General features: G+C 40.6%; 14 protein-coding genes. 3 read left to right on the forward strand and 11 right to left on the reverse strand.

Translation table 11 applies throughout. The annotated features are described in order from the left end of the window. Position 1: 1 nt before the first annotated feature. Positions 2-1,894, reverse strand: a complete 1,893-nt coding sequence (locus tag AC570H_RS15295) for a S9 family peptidase (protein ID WP_497356328.1) — start codon at positions 1,892-1,894, stop codon at positions 2-4. A gap of 235 nt (positions 1,895-2,129) precedes the next feature. Here AC570H_RS15295 and AC570H_RS15300 point away from each other — a divergent pair, with 235 nt between their 5' ends. Genes AC570H_RS15300 through rfbC form a run of 3 tightly spaced genes read left to right on the forward strand, consistent with a single transcriptional unit; the run spans position 2,130 to position 4,810 of the window. Further along, the gene (locus tag AC570H_RS15300) at positions 2,130-3,938 is read left to right on the forward strand and encodes a tetratricopeptide repeat protein (protein WP_497356330.1); all 1,809 of its coding nucleotides are present in this window, start codon (positions 2,130-2,132) and stop codon (positions 3,936-3,938) included. Between the two features lie 14 nt (positions 3,939-3,952). Next, entirely contained in the window at positions 3,953-4,255 is a 303-nt protein-coding gene (locus tag AC570H_RS15305) for a DUF4286 family protein (RefSeq protein WP_497356332.1), read from the forward strand. Continuing rightward, on the forward strand, positions 4,256-4,810 hold the full coding sequence (gene rfbC, locus AC570H_RS15310) for a dTDP-4-dehydrorhamnose 3,5-epimerase (RefSeq protein WP_497356334.1): 555 nt from the start codon (positions 4,256-4,258) through the stop codon (positions 4,808-4,810). Between the two features lie 176 nt (positions 4,811-4,986). Here the strand turns inward: rfbC and AC570H_RS15315 are convergent, their stop codons facing one another. The 10 genes from AC570H_RS15315 to AC570H_RS15360 form a co-directional block, all read right to left on the reverse strand. Beyond that, positions 4,987-5,829 carry an OmpA/MotB family protein gene (locus tag AC570H_RS15315; protein WP_497356336.1) on the reverse strand — a complete coding sequence of 281 codons (843 nt, stop codon included), beginning with the start codon at positions 5,827-5,829 and terminating at the stop codon, positions 4,987-4,989. Positions 5,830-5,933: 104 nt separating this feature from the next. Next, positions 5,934-6,599: a DUF2461 domain-containing protein gene (locus tag AC570H_RS15320; RefSeq protein WP_497356338.1), complete on the reverse strand. Its 666-nt coding sequence runs from the start codon at positions 6,597-6,599 to the stop codon at positions 5,934-5,936. Positions 6,600-6,759: 160 nt separating this feature from the next. Further along, the gene (locus AC570H_RS15325; protein WP_497356340.1) at positions 6,760-7,011 is read right to left on the reverse strand and encodes a hypothetical protein; all 252 of its coding nucleotides are present in this window, start codon (positions 7,009-7,011) and stop codon (positions 6,760-6,762) included. A 113-nt stretch (positions 7,012-7,124) separates the two neighbouring features. Further along, a complete protein-coding gene (locus AC570H_RS15330) occupies positions 7,125-8,474 on the reverse strand; it encodes a DUF4302 domain-containing protein (RefSeq protein ID WP_497356342.1) in 1,350 nt (449 codons plus the stop codon). A 10-nt stretch (positions 8,475-8,484) separates the two neighbouring features. Beyond that, on the reverse strand, positions 8,485-9,903 hold the full coding sequence (locus AC570H_RS15335) for a substrate import-associated zinc metallohydrolase lipoprotein (RefSeq protein WP_497356344.1): 1,419 nt from the start codon (positions 9,901-9,903) through the stop codon (positions 8,485-8,487). A gap of 6 nt (positions 9,904-9,909) precedes the next feature. Beyond that, positions 9,910-11,391, reverse strand: a complete 1,482-nt coding sequence (locus AC570H_RS15340; RefSeq protein WP_497356346.1) for a RagB/SusD family nutrient uptake outer membrane protein — start codon at positions 11,389-11,391, stop codon at positions 9,910-9,912. A 12-nt stretch (positions 11,392-11,403) separates the two neighbouring features. Then, positions 11,404-15,048 (reverse strand): SusC/RagA family TonB-linked outer membrane protein, encoded by a 3,645-nt coding sequence (locus tag AC570H_RS15345; protein WP_497356348.1) that lies wholly within the window; start codon positions 15,046-15,048, stop codon positions 11,404-11,406. Positions 15,049-15,086: 38 nt separating this feature from the next. After that, positions 15,087-16,046 (reverse strand): FecR family protein, encoded by a 960-nt coding sequence (locus tag AC570H_RS15350; protein WP_497356350.1) that lies wholly within the window; start codon positions 16,044-16,046, stop codon positions 15,087-15,089. A gap of 92 nt (positions 16,047-16,138) precedes the next feature. Next, the gene (locus tag AC570H_RS15355) at positions 16,139-16,735 is read right to left on the reverse strand and encodes an RNA polymerase sigma-70 factor (RefSeq protein ID WP_497356352.1); all 597 of its coding nucleotides are present in this window, start codon (positions 16,733-16,735) and stop codon (positions 16,139-16,141) included. Positions 16,736-16,808: 73 nt separating this feature from the next. Continuing rightward, positions 16,809-17,351, reverse strand: a complete 543-nt coding sequence (locus tag AC570H_RS15360; protein WP_497356354.1) for a DUF420 domain-containing protein — start codon at positions 17,349-17,351, stop codon at positions 16,809-16,811. Positions 17,352-17,365: the final 14 nt, after the last annotated feature.

Here is a 17,365-nt window from a genome sequence, read left to right on the forward strand (position 1 = left end):
CTTATTTCTTTTTCAAATTGTTCTCCAAAAAACTTTCGAGTGCGGCATAGGTCTTTTGTCTGCTTTCTTCTCGTCCCATTCCAAATGGTTGCTCATCTCGCTCAAAATAAGTAACTGGCGCATTGCGCTTTTTGAGGTCTTTTACAAAACGGATGGCATCGCTGGTATTGATGCGAGGATCTTTGGCATTCTGCGTAATAAACAATGGAATACCTACTTTATCGGCATGGAAAATAGGCGAAGCCTGACGCATGTAATCAACATCGGTATCGGGATTGCCCACGATTTCGTAGTACATCTGCAGGTTCGACTTAAAAAACGGAGGAATAGAGGTAAGGTAACTAAATAGATTGAGCACGCCAGAGTTAGAAGCGGCGCATTTATAGAGCTTCGGGCTTTTTATCGCCGCGTTTATGGCAATGTAACCTCCAAATCCACTTCCATAAATAGCAATGCGTTGCGGGTTGGCAATCTTTTTTTGGATCAGCCATTTTACGCCGTCGTCTATGTCATCTTGTATTTTTCCGCCCCATTGCTTAAAGCCTGCCGCATAAAAATTCTTGCCATAGCCGGTTGAGCCACGGTAATTGACTTGCAATACGGCATAGCCCCTATTGGCAAAAAACTGGACTTCGGCGTTAAAGCCCCAACCATTACGCTGGCCTGGACCATTATGTGGGATCACCACTATCGGCAGGTTTTTGGCTTCTGCATGCAAAGGTAAAGTCAGGTAGCCGTTTAGTTTTAGGCCATCTCTCGAAGTAAAGCTGATCGGCTTCATTTCGCACATGTCCTCTTCTGTAATGGAGGAATTGATATCGCTCAACTTCTTTAAGGTGCCCGTACTAGCCTTATAGAGATAGTAAGAGCCAGGGTTGCGATCGGTAAATGTTCTTAATACAAATACCTCCTCGTTTTTATCGCGATCAATCACCCTTACTTCTGCCCTAGCCAAAAGCTTATCCAGCTTCTCGTAAAGTGCTTTCGAATCTTCGTCGAGGTAATGTTTTTCCTTTTTCCAGGTCTCGCAAAGCACATAGGCCATTTTGTGTTTTTTCTTCGAATATTGGGCTTCTGTTACGTTGAGGGTATCGTTAGAAAATAAGACACTTTTTTCTTTTCCGGTCAAGCAGTCGAGCTCTACAAGCGCACTGTTATTTCGGTTCACATCAGAGATGGCATATACGGTATTGGGCTTGTCTTCGGCAAAGGCTACCGGATACAAAGTAGTTTTGAAATTATTGGTAAGGATGGTTTTAAATTCTTGCGATTCGTTTTCGCGATACAGCAGCTTCTCGTTTACGCCATCGCTAGATTTCGCCATGCGCAGCTGTCCCTTAGAATCCGTCATCCATTTGGTAATATTGCCTGGGTTCTGTGCGGCCATTTCCATTTTGCCGTCGCGTACATTTAAGCGGTACACATCAGAAACCGTAGAGTCGCGCTGGTTAGAAAGGATAAGCAGGTATTTATCATCGATCAGCTGATCGTCAAGCACCCGCATCCTGATTTTTTCGTTGCTGTTCAGTTGGCGCTCGTCTTTGCCCTGCTTGTTGATGATGAACAAATCAGATTGAAAATGATTGCCATGCTTCTCTTTATAATAAACAAGCTCATTGTTGCTTACCCAATAGTAAAAGCTGATATTTTTCTCGTGAAGGTGTGTGAGCTGCGTTATTTTACCGGTTTCAATATCTTCTACAAACAGGTTTTGCTTTTTATCCTGCAGCTTCAGGTACGATAGGCTTTTGCCATCCGGAGAGATACCATAAGATGCCCTGTCTTGCGATTTAAAAAAATCGTTCACAGGAATTTCGGCCACCTTATTGCCCTGGTTACAGGCAAACAGCACAGCCGTCAGCATCAATAAAATATATCTCTTCGCTATTGTCATACTTAATTCAATTCAAAAATACAGAACACCTGCAACCCAATGGCATTTGCCGTTAATATTGTTACTTACTCAGGGGATCTGGTTTATGTTTTCAATGTAGCCAACATTGAAATTTATTCAAATAAAATGTGAGTAACATTTAGAATACTCGTGTACTATTTTCGTTATTTGAATAAACAGGCTAAAATTGTGCCCAAAATAATTATTTTTAGCTATTAATGCTAAAGTGCCTTCGATGAAAAAACTCATGTTGCTCCTTTTTCTTTCCTGCTCGGTTTTTACGCTGATGGCGCAAGACGATATTGACGAGGCATTGGCCTATCAATATTACCAGCAGGCAGACTACGAGAAAGCTTCGGTATTATTAGAGAAATTGTTCAACAAAACCAAGAACGACGGCTATTTTGAGCTTTACTTTAATTCGTTGATCAAAATCAAAAAATACAGCGAAGCCGAAAGCCTGTTGAAGAAACTGATTAAGCAATACCCACAAAAAACGCAATACGCTGTAGCACTTGGCAGGGTTTACCAAGAAAACGGCCGTACTGCCGAAGCCAACAAGATTTTTCAGGAAGCCATTGCCAACACCCCTAAAGACGAAAACAAGTTTAGGGAATTGGCCAATAACTTTTATCGCTTTGAGGCCTATGACATGGCCGTTACTGCCTTTTTACAGGGCCGTAAGCTCTTTGGCGACGAACAAATGTTCTTGTACGAGATATTAAGTGTTTATCGCTTTAAAAAGGATAAGCAGGCACTGATACAGGAATACGTGAATGCCTTGGCAAGCAATCCGCAGCTCATGGCCCAGGCACAGAGCGTTTTGGCATCGGTTTTCGAAAGCAATACAGATTACCAGTTATTGCAAACGGCGCTGCTCAAAAAAATACAGAAAGAACCGCAAACAGAGGCTTATACCGAACTGCTCATTTGGCAATACATACAGCAACAGGAGTACGAAATGGCCCTTAGGCAGTTAATTGCGCAGGACAAACGTACCAAAGGCGATGGCTCGCTCCTTTACAATACGGCAAATACTTTTACGGCAAACAAGGCCTATGCCACAGCCATTAAGGCTTATGAGTATATTTTAACCAAAGGCCCAGGAACAGATCTCTATTTGCCTGCAAAAATAGAGTTGATCAACGCCAAATACCAATTGGCTATTAGTGGCAAATTTGAAAAACCAGCTATACAGGCGTTGGCTGATGAATACGAATCGATTTTAACCCAATACGGCAAAACGCCACAAAGCCTTTATGCTTTGCAAAAGCTGGCCTATTTACAGGCCTATTACTTAAAGGATCTGAAAAAAGCAGAAGCTACATTAGAAGAAGCCCTAAAGATTCCACGGATTTCGCCCGTTGATTTGGCGCAGCTGAAAATGGATTTGGGCGATATCTATGTACTCACCAAACAGCCTTGGGAAGCCATTTTGGTTTACGAACAGGTAGCCAAGCAATTTGAAAACCAGCCCATGGGCAACGAAGCCCGGTACCGTTCGGCCAGATTGTCATTCTATCAGGGCAATTTTAGTTATGCCAAATCGCAGGCAGATGTATTGAAAGCCTCTACTTCGCAGCTCATTGCCAACGACGCACTGAATTTAAGTTTATTGATTTCCGACAACCTGCAGAGCAAAAACGACAGCTTGGCGCTCCAAATGTATGCCGATGCTGAGATGCTGCAGTTTATGAACCGCTCTCCCGAAGCGCTAACCAAGTTAGACAGCATTGACATTGCTTTTCCGAACAATAGCCTTACCGATGATATCTTAATGGCAAAAGCCAAAATCTATATCAAAACAAGCGATTTGGACAAAGCGGTAAACATGCTCAAAGAACTGATTGCCTCCCATAACGAAAGTATTTGGATTGACGATGCGCTTTTTACCTTGGCTGATCTTTACGACAAAAAACTCGACAAGCCAGAAGAGGCAAAGAAATTGTACCAGCAGCTCATGAACGATTATCCCGGCAGTATGTTCAATGCCGAAGCCAGAAAGCGCTTTAGGAATATCCGTGGCGATAATGTAGGTACATAATCCTATCTTTGCACATGCTTTTATATAACGTAACCGTAATCATCGAAGATTCGGCAGCCGAGGAATGGTTGCAATGGATGAAGGAAATTCATATCCCAGAAGTAATGGCCACCGGCAGATTTGTGTCTAACCGTTTGCTCCAAGTACTGGATTCTCCAAATGAAGGCCAAACTTTTTGTGTCCAATATATAGCCGAAAATCTGGCAGATTATGAAGCTTATCAAATTCAAGATGCGCCCGGGCTTCAGGCCAAGGTACAAACCAGGTTTGAAAACAGATTAGTAGTTTTTAGAACTTTAATGCAATACGTAGACTAGATGAACATCATAGAAACCCCAATTAAAGACCTTTTGGTAATTGAACCTAAAGTTTGGAAAGATCCAAGAGGCTATTTTTATGAAAGCTATAATGCCAAAGCATTTGAAGAGGCTGGGATAAATGCCGTTTTTGTACAGGATAATCAGTCTTTTTCTCAAAAAGGCACCCTACGTGGCCTACATGCACAAGCGCCTCCATTTGCCCAAGGCAAGTTGGTAAGGGTAATTCAGGGTAGCGTATTGGACGTAGCGGTTGACATTAGAAAAGGTTCGGCCACCTATGGACAGCATTTTAGCATCGAACTTTCTGGCGAAAACCATAAACAATTGTGGATGCCGCCTGGCTTTTTGCATGGTTTCTTAACGCTCGAAAACAATACCATTTTTACGTACAAAGTAACCAACTACTACGATAAAAATTCTGAAATCGGCATCATGTGGAACGACCCTACGCTCAATGTAAACTGGGGTGCACAGCTTGAACCAAGCGAAATCCTTTTATCGGATAAAGATCTGTTGCTTGCCGACTTTAAGTCTCTTGCAAGTCCTTTCTAATAAAAAAACTTGTCATCAAGAGCACAGCAAAGGAGAGCTGTTTAACAGTTCCTCACGTTGTTCGAAATGGCAAATTTCCTTTTTTAAAAATATGGGATAAAGAAAGAAAGCCCTATCTGCAAAATGCAAATAGGGCTTTCTTTGTTAGGTTAACGATTGGCGATGCCAACCGTTGATTATTGTTTAATCAGATCGTACAATTCGTCTAATTTTGGAGAAAGTACGATTTCTATCCTACGGTTTTTGCTGCGGTTTTCTGCCGAAGTATTTGGGCCTAAAGGCTGAAACTCTCCCTTGCCCGTAGCGGTCATCCTTACGCTTTCTACTTTTTGCTCTTCTGTTAGGAAACGCACCACCGAAGTTGCACGCAATACGCTCAGGTCCCAGTTGTCTTTAATCTGGCCCAGGTTGTTGATCTTTTGCGAGTCGGTATGGCCTTCTACGGCAATGTTGATTTCAGGTTGCTGTTTCAAAACGGTAGCCAGTTGCGTCAATGCCTGTTTCCCTTTCTCATCGATAATGATACTTCCCGACGGAAACAACAACTTGTCGGTTAGCGAAACATAAACCTTTCCGTTCTTGATTTCTACGGTCAAGCCATTTTTGGTAAAGCCCAGTAAAGCCGTCTGTAGTTTCGCTTTCAGCTGATTGGTAGCTTCATCGCGTTTGCGCAATATTTCTTCAACTTCTTTGAGGCGTTGTTCGCGTTTCTTTAAATCTGAAGATAGCTTATTGATCTCGCTAGAACTGTTGCTTCTGAGCTTGGCATAATTGCCATCCATCTCGTTATATTTCGCTTTCAGATCGGCTAATTGACCGTTTAGCGTTGTTGTATCGGCTTTTAAACGTGCTATTCTTTGCTCAAGGCTTTCGTTCTTCAATTGCGATTCTGTCCAGCCTGTATTTAACGAGTCTTGTCTGGCCAATAAGGATTTGTACTTTTTAGGCGAAAGGATAACGCAAGAACTGATGGATGAGGCGATTAAAAAAATGGCTATTGCCAGAAAAGTATTCTTCATTATATGAAATGGGTTTTGGTTAATGTTTAATTGCTTAACTGGCTAATTGTATAATCGTGTAATGCTCAATTCTACGGTTTATGCAATTAACCTAAGCCACGCAATTATTGCGTATCTACGGCTTTTCTCAAAAATAGAATAAATGGTTGGATAGCTGTCAAAGCAGTTTTCAACTTATCCACGATGCCGGGCTTTAAAAACTCCGAATCGGCTATAGGATACATGGCAGCAAAGCTTTTGAGCTTAAGCCATTCGATCTGTGGATGATTGGGATCATAACCCTTTGGTGCTTTTTTCAGTTTGCCTTCTTCGGTCAGTTTAAAAATGCCCTTGAAGTCTTCACGATTAACCACTTCTAAAAATTCTGCACTATTGTAGTCGATTTCTTCCCGCACCATTTTCAGGATATGAGGTTCTGGCTGCCAAAACCCGGCACCCAAAAAACAGTTTCCCGGTTCGATATGCAAGTAATAGCTTTGTGTGGTTTCACTATAGCCCTTGATATCGAAGGCAATTCCGTAGTGTTTTTTATAGGGATCTTTGTTTGGACTAAAACGGACATCGCGATAGATGCGCAACAATGCTTTTTTGGGTTCCATAGTGGCCGAAAATTCTGGATCAATGGCGGCCAGCTCCTTGATCAGCTGAGCAATAAACGGAAACAGGTCTTCTTTTACTTCTTCATAGCGTTGCTTATTTACGGCAAACCATTCGCGGTTATTGTTTTTGGCAATGTCTTTTATAAAATCGAAGGTCTTTTTACTTAACATTTTCTGGTCAATGGTTGATGGTCAAAAGTAAATATTTGTTCATTAATATCACTGGTTAATTGGCCATTAGCTGATTGGATATTTGCTTCAAAAAGAGATTGCTTCGACACTAGCGTTTCTCGCAATGACGATGAGTTGGAAACCAAGAACTGGCAAGTCATCAACTACCCGAAGGGGCCGTAATATTTTTCTTGCGGTAATTTTTATACCACAAGAAGCCTATACCGGCAATAAGCAGGTAAGGGATAGAAAGCAGATAGACAACGCCATCATTAATGCCCTTGGTTTGGGTATTGCCATTTTTAGAACCTTGCTCTGCATTGATGGTACACATCGAACACTGTGCCTTTACCTCGGGCGTAAAAACGAAACCGAGTGCTAAGATATACAAGAAGACAATGGCTTTTTTCATGATGTTGCAAATATAAGGATTATTACTTTTGAGGAGCATAAAAATAGCGTCAAAAAAAAGCCTCCCAATTTCTTGGGAGGCTTAGGCATTAATTTTAACTATTAACTATTAGATTACCTTAAAATAAATGTCATCTCTATTAATGGATTCTGTACGCTTGACATTTTGCCATAAACTACACCGTTGGCTGAGTAATAATCAAACTTCACGTCATTGCCTTTAAGAAAGGTATCCATTGGTATCAGTAGCTTTGCCACATAGCCATCAGCCGCCGCTGCAGACTGAGTAAACTTATAAGATCCATCTGGATTAACAGTATAGGTATAAACAATGGTAGTTGTCCAGCCACTAGTACCACCATTTTGACTACTAAAGCCACCCAAGGTTAATCGGTTGTTTGGTCTGCTCCACGTAAGATCCATTCTTCCATAATTAAAAGAAAAACCAAGCAATGCGGCGTTGTTGAGGTTGTTATGGTAATAGTTGAGGATATCGGCACCAGCTGCGGTTGTACCTTGGTTGATCTGTTTAAACTCAGATCGTAAACCAGTATATTTAGATCCCCACAATAAATTGATATCTACTAAAGGAACACCATTATCGTTAATGATATATTCTTTGCCTGTCGAATCATATAAAGCTAAAGTGCTTGCATCTTTCCAGGCCACCCTTACAAAGGTAATTCCTTGAAAAACCAATCCTCCGTTTAATAGCGACAAGCCATCTAATGTATGTGCTATCTTGGTAAAGCCTGTTCCAATAGTTTTCCCATCGGCCAGTACCCCAGTCAAATCCATTCTTTTTCCACTTGCCAAATTATTCGTAAAATTTGGATTAACAGAAATTTTCAATGTTGTTGCACCAGATGGAATTTGAATAAACGGGAATTTATTAGTGGTAAAAAAGGCATTGATTTTATCGATCGAAGTTTTATAGGCTCCAGCTGCATAGCTTGCTTGCTGAGCTGCTGTAGCTTTAACCAATTTAAATGGTTGCCTGTATTTTTTACCAATAAATATAATGCTATCTCCATTTATCCTATCATAAGTGAATTCAATATCGCTACTAAAGCCAACTTTAGATACTCCTCCTAGAACTGCAGAATTAGGATCATCAAGCATTGAAATGTAGTTATAGGTATCAAATACCAGTTCGGTACCTATATCTTGTTTTACCCTATAATATGATTTACCCACTTTAGATGCAGCATCAGTTGTCATATCGCCATACATGGTTACATTTTGCTCCTTATCAAAAGTGATATAAAAGCCATAGCCACCACCAGTTAAAGTTGGCAGGGTAGCAATCCATCCATTAGGCGCACCTGTTAGGGTAGTTGATACCAAATTGATCTGATCGGCAGCCCTTTCTTGTGGCGTTTTATCAAAAACAGGTACATAAGATGTTTTTGTACAACCTGCCAAAACCGACAGGATTGCCATAAAGTATATTAATTTTTTCATCATCGTTAATTTAGTAAGCCAATGGTCCATAAAAATAGTTAGTTGGCGCGTTCAACACGGTAAAGCCAGCCAGTTTCATATAATCATCAGGCAACACATTAACTGGCATCCAATCTGCCACAAAGGTGTTATTCGTCAAATAATCTAAGAATGGTTGCATAGACGGTTTTGTAAAGGCCGCATTTCCAACCCATGGTGCTGATGTGCCACCGGCTGTACCATTAGTAAACTTTACTTGTCCAGAAGCAACGGTGGTTGCCATGTTAAAAGCATAAAACGATTGATACGTTGTTGTACCTGCAGTAAAATTGGCCTCCACATACATTGCCGTTGGCGAAGTGAAATTCAGCCTAATAAAATTAAGTGCATATCCTTGCGCCGCAATTGCGTTTTTTACCGAGGTATAAAGGGTTTCAAAAGTTGCTGAACCTTTGTATTTGATATAATAATCTCCACCGGTGTTAATGGTAAGCGTTTTGAACGTAGGAACTGGCGCCGGGGCCGGATTTGGCACTGGCGTAACAAGCGGTGTACGAGCCTTGCTCAACCAATAAGCAAATTTGGTTTCGTTGCGGCCAATACCGATCATGTATTGCTGCACTTCCATTTGCAGCTTTTTAAAATCGATGCCCAGGTTATTATAGTAATTGATTACGTTATTCTCCTTTTGGATAAAACGTGCCTTACCCGCCGCATTTGCAAAGTTAGCCCAATCATCGTACCAAACCTGTCCGTTGATGAGCAACCAGCTAATGGTTTCTGCATAATCTTCGGTTGGTACACCACTGGCGTAACTGGTTACAAAACCATTTCTACGTGCGGTATCTGTTGGAGTGTCTGTATAAGGCTGTTTATAAAAACCTTTCGAAATGGCTTCCCAATCGGTTGGAATAGGAATAATCTGATTTAAGATGTGCCCAAACTCGTGGTGCATAATCCTTTGTCTATCCCAGGCAAAAAACTGCCCAGCTGGCAATGGCTGATATTCGTTTACACCATACAAAGTAATTCTCCTCCCTGCAGCAGCGGTACCAGCAACACCAGGGTCTGAGGTATTCGCATAAGCATATGATCCGAATAAAACCCATTCCTTAGGCATGTAAGTTTTGGTAAAGGTTTCGCCGGCAATTTTGCGATAAGGCGTAATGAAACCATCCAACACCATTTGCATTGATGGCTGGATATTTTCTAGCTTACTTGGCACCACATTAGCTGTATTGCCATGATAATACCTATTGTATCTGTAAATTACATCAATGTTATATTCATCTAAAAAAGTGGTTTTCAACCATTGATCCAATGGTGTATTGGTTCTAGGATCATCTGGATTAAAAGTGCTATAATCCACATTTAGCTTTTCTGTTTTGCGACAGCCAAATAACCCAAGGGCTAGCAACAAAAATGCTGTTGTTTTTAATATATTTTTCATCTCTATTTATCTTGGGTTTAGTTCTATACCTGACAATTTTACTTCAACCGGCAATTGGAAAATGCGATGCTTATCACCAGGTTTTAATTCAGCAAAAGTTTCTTTCCCTGTAATATCAATCGTATTGTGCACTACGGTGATGTCACGACGGATCACATCAAACCACCTTAGGCCTTCTTGCAAAAACTCTGCTTTTTTGGCGTCTAATATTGTCCTGATCAAGCCTTGTTTAGGATCGGTAATGCTAGGATAAAAAGTTGCAATCTTAGCTAGGGTAACTGCATCACTGGTAGGATTATAATTTACGATCCTTACGCTATAAAAATCGTTGATGTCCTTTAAGGATAGATCATTTTTTCCCAATTCTGCATAGGCTTCGGCTCTGTTCATTAAAGTTTCATCTACTGTAAGCGCAGCGAAAGTCATATATGGAAAGCCGGTATCTGGTGTGGTGTTAAAAAAGTTCTCCCTAAACTTATAACTTGTATAATTAGGTACACCATACGAAAGTACATTGTTAGCGAGTGCCTTTCCGGTTACGTTTTGGCCCGCTGAGAACATTTTAGCCATTTTAGACCCATAACCATGGCGAGGGGTAGTACCTGTCCAGATGAAGCGAGAATAGGTTGAATAAGCACCGATCAACAGCAAGTTATATTTTTGCTGGCTTCCCATAAAGTTGTTTAAGAAGTCTGCATAGGTCATCGTTCTAAGGGTAGTTGAAATCTGACGCATGTTATTCACAAAATCGCCACCCGGAACCGCAAGTGTTGCATGATCTACTACTTTTTGCCAATCGCCCGTAAACAAATAAAAACGTGAAGCAAAAGCGTGTGCTGCTGCAGGTGTAAAATGATATTTCGGAACCGAGTAAGCTGATGCCTGTAATAATGGCAAGCCTTCTTCCAGATCTTTTCTAATTCTTTCATATGTACTAGCCACTGTTCCTCTGCTATAAGGCTGGATTACTTTGGTTTCCGGCTTATCAACATAAGGAATGCCTGGGGCATCATTTGGTGTATCTTTTTTATAGGGCGATGCAAATAAATTAACCAACATAAAGTGTGCATAAGCTCTACATACCAATGCCTCGCCTTTGTAAGGAAGCGCACCTGCACCAAGCTTATTGGTTTCTATTGATTCTAATGCCTGGTTTGCCGCCGCGATGGCTTCATAACAGGCATTCCAATAAGCCGTTGATGTATTTGTACCATCGCCGATGATATCTTGCCAAGCATAAGGCTGGTCAAAAAAATCAGCTAGCGTACCAATACCCTCGCCCTTATCTTCCGCATTATCTGATGAAGACTCGGTAAAGGCTATATAATCTCGCGAGGGGTAAGCAGTTGACACCAGTTGACCCAGTTTTTCAACTGTGTTGATCTCCGCTCGGTTATCTGGTGTTTGCTCTAAAAATTTCTTGCATGATGGCATCGAAAACAACAATGTAATGCCACAAATGCCAACTATTATTTTATTTAATTTCATAACGTTTGTCAATTAAAATCCAACTTTTAATGATAAGGTATATTGTCTGGAAACTGGTAAGGCAACACCACCAGTATTATAAAATTCTGGATCTTGGCCGTTTAATCTTTTATCCGAGTACAGCAACAATAAGTTATTGCCAACTACAGATACAGAGGCTGCAGACATACCCAATTTAGAGAAGAAGCTCTTAGGCAGGTTATAGCTTATTGAAACTTGTCTAAGCTTGATGTAATCTCCAAATGCTACCCTTTCTGTAGAAAAATTATACAAATTGTAGGCATTTCTAACATCAACCGAGGCTCCGTTTGCATCTACAATTTTAGATGCAGAAAGCGGATCTAAAATAGCCGGTATGGTCGTAAATTTTTCGTCGCCAGGCATTACCCATCTGTTGAGCATATCTCTACTCATTGAAGAAATATCGTTGAAGTTAGGTTTGATATTTGGGTTTAACCTAATTACGTTACCTGCAGAGAAACCAAGCAAAGCCGATAAAGTAAAGTTTTTATAGCTAAACTGGTTGTAAAAACCACCGGCAAATGTAGGGTCAATCGGTCCTTCGTATTTCAGTCTAAGCAGGTTATCATCCTGTAAATTGATGTAAGTGGTTGCTCTTCCGTCTACGCCTACAAACATCGGATAGCCATAGTCATGGTTTAGGCCAGCAAATTGTACCGAGAACAAGCTGCGTTGCGGATAGTCCAATACTGCCGAACCATTGTTAGAGGTTGACCTGAAGATATTTGGATCAACCTGCAAATCTTTTACTTTGTTGGTATTGTAGCCAAAGTTAAAATTGGTTGTCCATTTAAAGTTTGGATTATCTATTGCCTTACCTGTAATGGCCAACTCAATACCTCTTCCAGACATTGCGCCATAGTTGGCAATCTTAGTATACTCGCCACCAATACCTGAGGTTTGGATTGCACCAATCAAATCATAGATGTTTCTCTTGTATAAATCAACTGTGAAATTGATTCTGTTTTTAAACAAGGCTAAATCCAATCCAATATTTAAATCTTTGGTTTTTTCCCAAGTCAACTCAGAGTTTTCTAGGTTTGAAATAAAGATCTGTGCTTCCTGATCGCCTAAGTTTGGTCTTCTAGAAACTTGGTTATAAAATACGGCTGCAGAGTTGGTTGCATTACCAATGCTGGCTACCAAACCGTATGATCCGCGCAATTTAGCTCCGGTCAAGATATCGCTCTTTGGCCAGAAATCCTCATCACTGATGTTCCAGCTGGCAGCTACGTTCCAGGTTGGCAACCATCTGGCAGTTGCAGTTTTGCCTAAAAGGTTTGAACCATCATAACGGCCTGATAACCTTAAGGTATATTTTTCATTGTAGGTATAAGATGCATTGGCGAAGAAAGCGGTATATCTTTCGTAATTGTTGCCCATACTAAAATAAGGCTTGCCTTCTTCAGCACCTTCCTTAAAATATTTATAATATGGCGTAACCAAGCCACCATTATCAAACTGATAGCCCACACCATCAAAAGCTTCTCTTTGGCGATCGATATAACGTACCTCCATGGCACCAAAAGCAGCAATATTGTGCTTGGTGTTAATAGTTTTGTTAAACGACAAGTTTTGTCTGAAGTAATAACTTTTCAGGTTATCTGTTGATGTCTTATAAAATCCACCGCTTGGCAATACGCTAATCGGCAAGCTACCTGGAAAATCAGGATCGGTATACAAGTTGTTATTGCCTTGAGACGAAGTTGCATCATCAACTGTTCTAAATGAAGTGGCCATGTTAGAGCTCTCCAAAACAGAAATCTGGGTCTCTGACTTCACAAACCTATAAGCCCCGTCAACTGAGTAAGTTAAACTTGGAATAATTTTATAGGTTAAATTTCCCTGTACTTTAAAATCCAATACACCTAGCTTTAAATAGTTGGTATTCAATTCATTTAAGATACTAAAAGGTGCGCTATTTTGCCTAAAATATTCATAGTTTCCGTTTTGATCATAAGCAGTAAGCATACGACTCGTATTTACGGCATAAGAATAAGGGTTGATATCAAAGTTGCGGAAATAGTTGCCGTAAACCGGATCTGATTGTAATGCAGTAGCTCCCGGCGCCTGCTGGTTACGCACAGAACCTGTACTTAACAATTCGGCACTTAACTTATCGGTTACGTTAAAATTGGCACGATAGTTACCTGTAAACCTGCTCACGCTATTTCCAATAGTTACACCATTGTCTTTTGTAAAAGAGGTAGAAGCATAGCTTTTAAATTTCTCGGTACCCGAATTGATACTCAAAGAGTGTTCTTGCTGCAAGGAGTTTTTAAACAACACATCAAACCAATCGGTGTTGGCATTGGCATACCTCGAAAGAAAAGCCACCTTATCTGCACTTGTATTTTTTAGGGCAAAAGTCTTGGTGTTTGGGTCATAGTTATACAACATGTTGTACATTTTATAAAAAGGACCTCCGCTTACACCTCTCGATGCTTCAGGAATCTGATAGTATCCCTTATTTTGCATCTCAGTCAAAACCGCCATTTGGTCGGCCGAGTTAAGGATGTCAAAATCAGAATAGCTTGGTTTTGCATAGGTGGTAAAGTTACCTCTGTAGCTGATTCTTGCAGCTCCTTCAGTTAACTTACCTTTTTTGGTTGTTACTACGATTACCCCGTTCATCGCGCGGGCACCATACATACCGGTAGCCGCTGCATCTTTCAAGATATTAAAGCTTTCAATATCGTCAGGGTTTAAGCCTGCTACAGATGAACCGATCAAGGTACTGGCATCACCAGTGGTTAGGGCTTCGTTAGAAATATTAACTACGTCTTCTAGAATAATACCATCTACAACCCATAGTGGCTTATTATCTCCAGAAAAAGATGTTGCACCACGAACACGGATTTTAGGCGCTGCACCAAATGTACCAGAAACGTTCTGGATGGTTACCCCGGCAACCTGTCCCTCGAGCATTCTACTTACATCGGTAACACCTGCCCTTTCGGCATCTGATGCTTTTACCAGAACTGCTGCCCCAGTAAATGTTTTCTTTTCTAAGGTTTGGTATCCTGTTGATACGATGTTTACCTCTTTTAATTGGCTGGCATCTTCTTCTAACTCGACATCGATCTTAGTCCTGCCGTTTAAAGGGGTTTCAACCGTTTTGTAGCCGAGATACCTGAACACCAAGATCGCTTTTTCATCTTTAATGGTAAGCGAATACTCTCCTTGTTCGTTGGTAGATACCACTTGTCCAGAGCCTTTTACGAATACGCTTACTCCCGGAACCGGCTTCCCGTCTTTTTTGTCTTTTACAACACCTTTTACGGTCACATCTCTCCGCTCTACTGGTGTTGGCAGCTGCACTTTTAAAATTACCTGCGTACCCACAAGCCTATAACCGATGTTCTTTTGTCTTAGCGGTTCTAGGGATTCTTGGATGGTACTGGTTTTTTCTGGCACATCAAGCACTAATGATTTGCTAATCTCGGCTGCATCGTAAACAAAACTTACTTTATAAGCCTGTTCCACTTTCTTCAGATAGCTTTCCAATCTTTCAGGCTTCCATTTGCCTTGTTGCGCATCGGCTTTGGCTAGCGAAGTCCAAAAGATTGCGCAAACAAGCATTGCCATTTGGCAGAGACTTATTCCAACTCTTCTTTTGTAAAAATTTCTCTTCATAGTTTGTTAGTTAAATTAATTGGTTGTTTAGGGGTTGTTTAAGGTGTTATTAGGGTAATTTGGTCTTTTTCTTTTTTGATTTTGATATTATAGGTTTCGTTCAATATTTCTAAAACCTGTTCTAATGTTTGGTTCTTAAAGGTGGCATTGAGCTTTTTATTACGCTTATTGTTCTGCAACCTGATATCCGCATTATAATAAGTGCTCAATTGTTTGCAAACATCTTCTAGCGGCGTATCCACAAAAATGAGTTCCTTGGTTAGCCAGGCGTCTGCATTTTGCGCAGTTCTAGCTATAATTTCGCTCTTTTCTTTATTATAGGTAATGGCTTGCCCTTCGCTAAGGATGGATTTGGTGCTGTTTTGGAATGGCGAGAACATTACTCTTCCGGTTTTTACGCTCAAATCTATTTGCGTAGCCGATACCTTGATATTGAAAGAGGTACCCAAAACGGTTACATCAGACTTGTTCATCACTACTTTAAAGGGATGGGTTGGATCTTTTGCGATATAGAAAAATGCCTGTCCTTTTGGAAAGAAGATTTCCCTTACCTCATCAAATTTCTCTGGATATTTAAGCTCGCTGTTTTCGGCCAGTACAATTACAGAACCATCTGCCAGCTTTACAGAATCAACCTGGTTCTTGCCTGTCAGCTTTGTTAGATAGGTAATTTTGGTGTTGAGGTGGTATAACCAGTAAGCGGTTCCCAATATCAAAATTGAGGCGGCGATGTTCCTGAACCATACGAGTTTTAAGGTACGCTTGGGCTTACTCCTTTCTAGATAATCCTTTAATTCACCAACCGACCTTTTCTCGTTAACATATTCAAGCCTGGCAGCTTTTGATGAAAGTGTCCATAATTTTTGTGTTTCGAGAAAATAAGCTTCATTTGCCGGGGATTCGGCACGGAATCTTTCTACTTCCTGCTGAAGAGTTTCGTCAATAGGATTATTCAAATACCTGGTAATAAGAACCAAGGATTCAGGATGGTTAGGCATACAGTTTGTCTAGTAGGTTTAAGCTATGACAAACAACTGACAAAAAACCCCTAGTGAAAAATGAAAAAAAAATGCTTTTTATTAAAAAAGGCCTAAAAAAGATAGAGGGTAACGATTTTTTGAAACTCTTTTGAGTTTTTATCGACGCCTTTTTTGTTTAACAAGGCTTCTCTGAGCACTTTTAATGCGTTGGCGATATGGTTTTCGACGGTCCGTTCTGAAATTTCCAGCAGTTCTGCGATTTCTTTGTATTTCATCTTTTCAAACCGGTTCAATTTGAAAACTTTTTTGCATTGCGGAGGCAGTTTTTCGATTTCAAGGCGCAACATTACCACCAATTCGTTCTCTTCATCCAGTTCCATCAGGTATTCTTCGCTAAAATCAGCTGCTATTTTTTGATGGTGCTGCTCAATATTTTTCTGCCTGTTGATGTAATTAATAGAAGAGTTGATCACTGATTTATAGAGGTAAGACTTAACCGATCTCACGTCTTCCAAGCTGCCCGGATTTTCCCAAACTTTCATAAAAACATCCTGTACAAGCTCTTCAGCAATAGAAATGTCTTTTACGTATTTGTCGCTTTCGAGCAAAAGCTTCTGAAAAAAAAGCGTATAGAAACGGGTAAAAGCCTTCACTTGGCCTTCCTGTATGATATCAACTAAATCCTGCCCCGTAATTATATTAACCACTATAACTATGCTTATTCTCAGTTTCTAAGATAAACATCTAGTTAATAAACCGCAACGCTATTTTTACATTGTTTTAAAAATTGTAATAAGGAGCGATCATCAGGTACACGATTACGCCGGTAACGGCTACGTATAGCCACATTGGAAATGTAATTCTGGCCAATTTTCTGTGCCTGTCGAACTTCTGCGCCAAGGCTCTTACATAAGTGACCAAAACAAAAGGAATGATAATAACCGATAAACAGATATGGGTAATCAGGATAAAGTAATAGATATACCTGATTGCGCCTTCGCCGCCAAATTTGGTCGAATCTGAGGTCATATGGTAAGCTACATACATGGCCAAGAACAAAGCCGAGAGAAAGATGGCAAATTTCATCAGGTTCTCGTGCAGCTTTCTTTTGCCGTTTTTGATGGCCCAAACTGCCGTTACCAATACTACCGCGGTAATACCGTTAATTGTAGCATAAATAGGTGGCAAAAAATGTAGAGGCTTTACATCATAGCCCAGTTTCCTCAAATTAACGCCAAACAGCAAGGCTACTACCAGCGGTATAGCTACCGAAAGCAATATGATCCACTTGTTGTATTTCTGTTCTACTTGATTATTTTCCATTATTCGAATTCCTT

The sequence above is a fragment of the Pedobacter sp. B4419 genome (genome assembly GCF_059693725.1).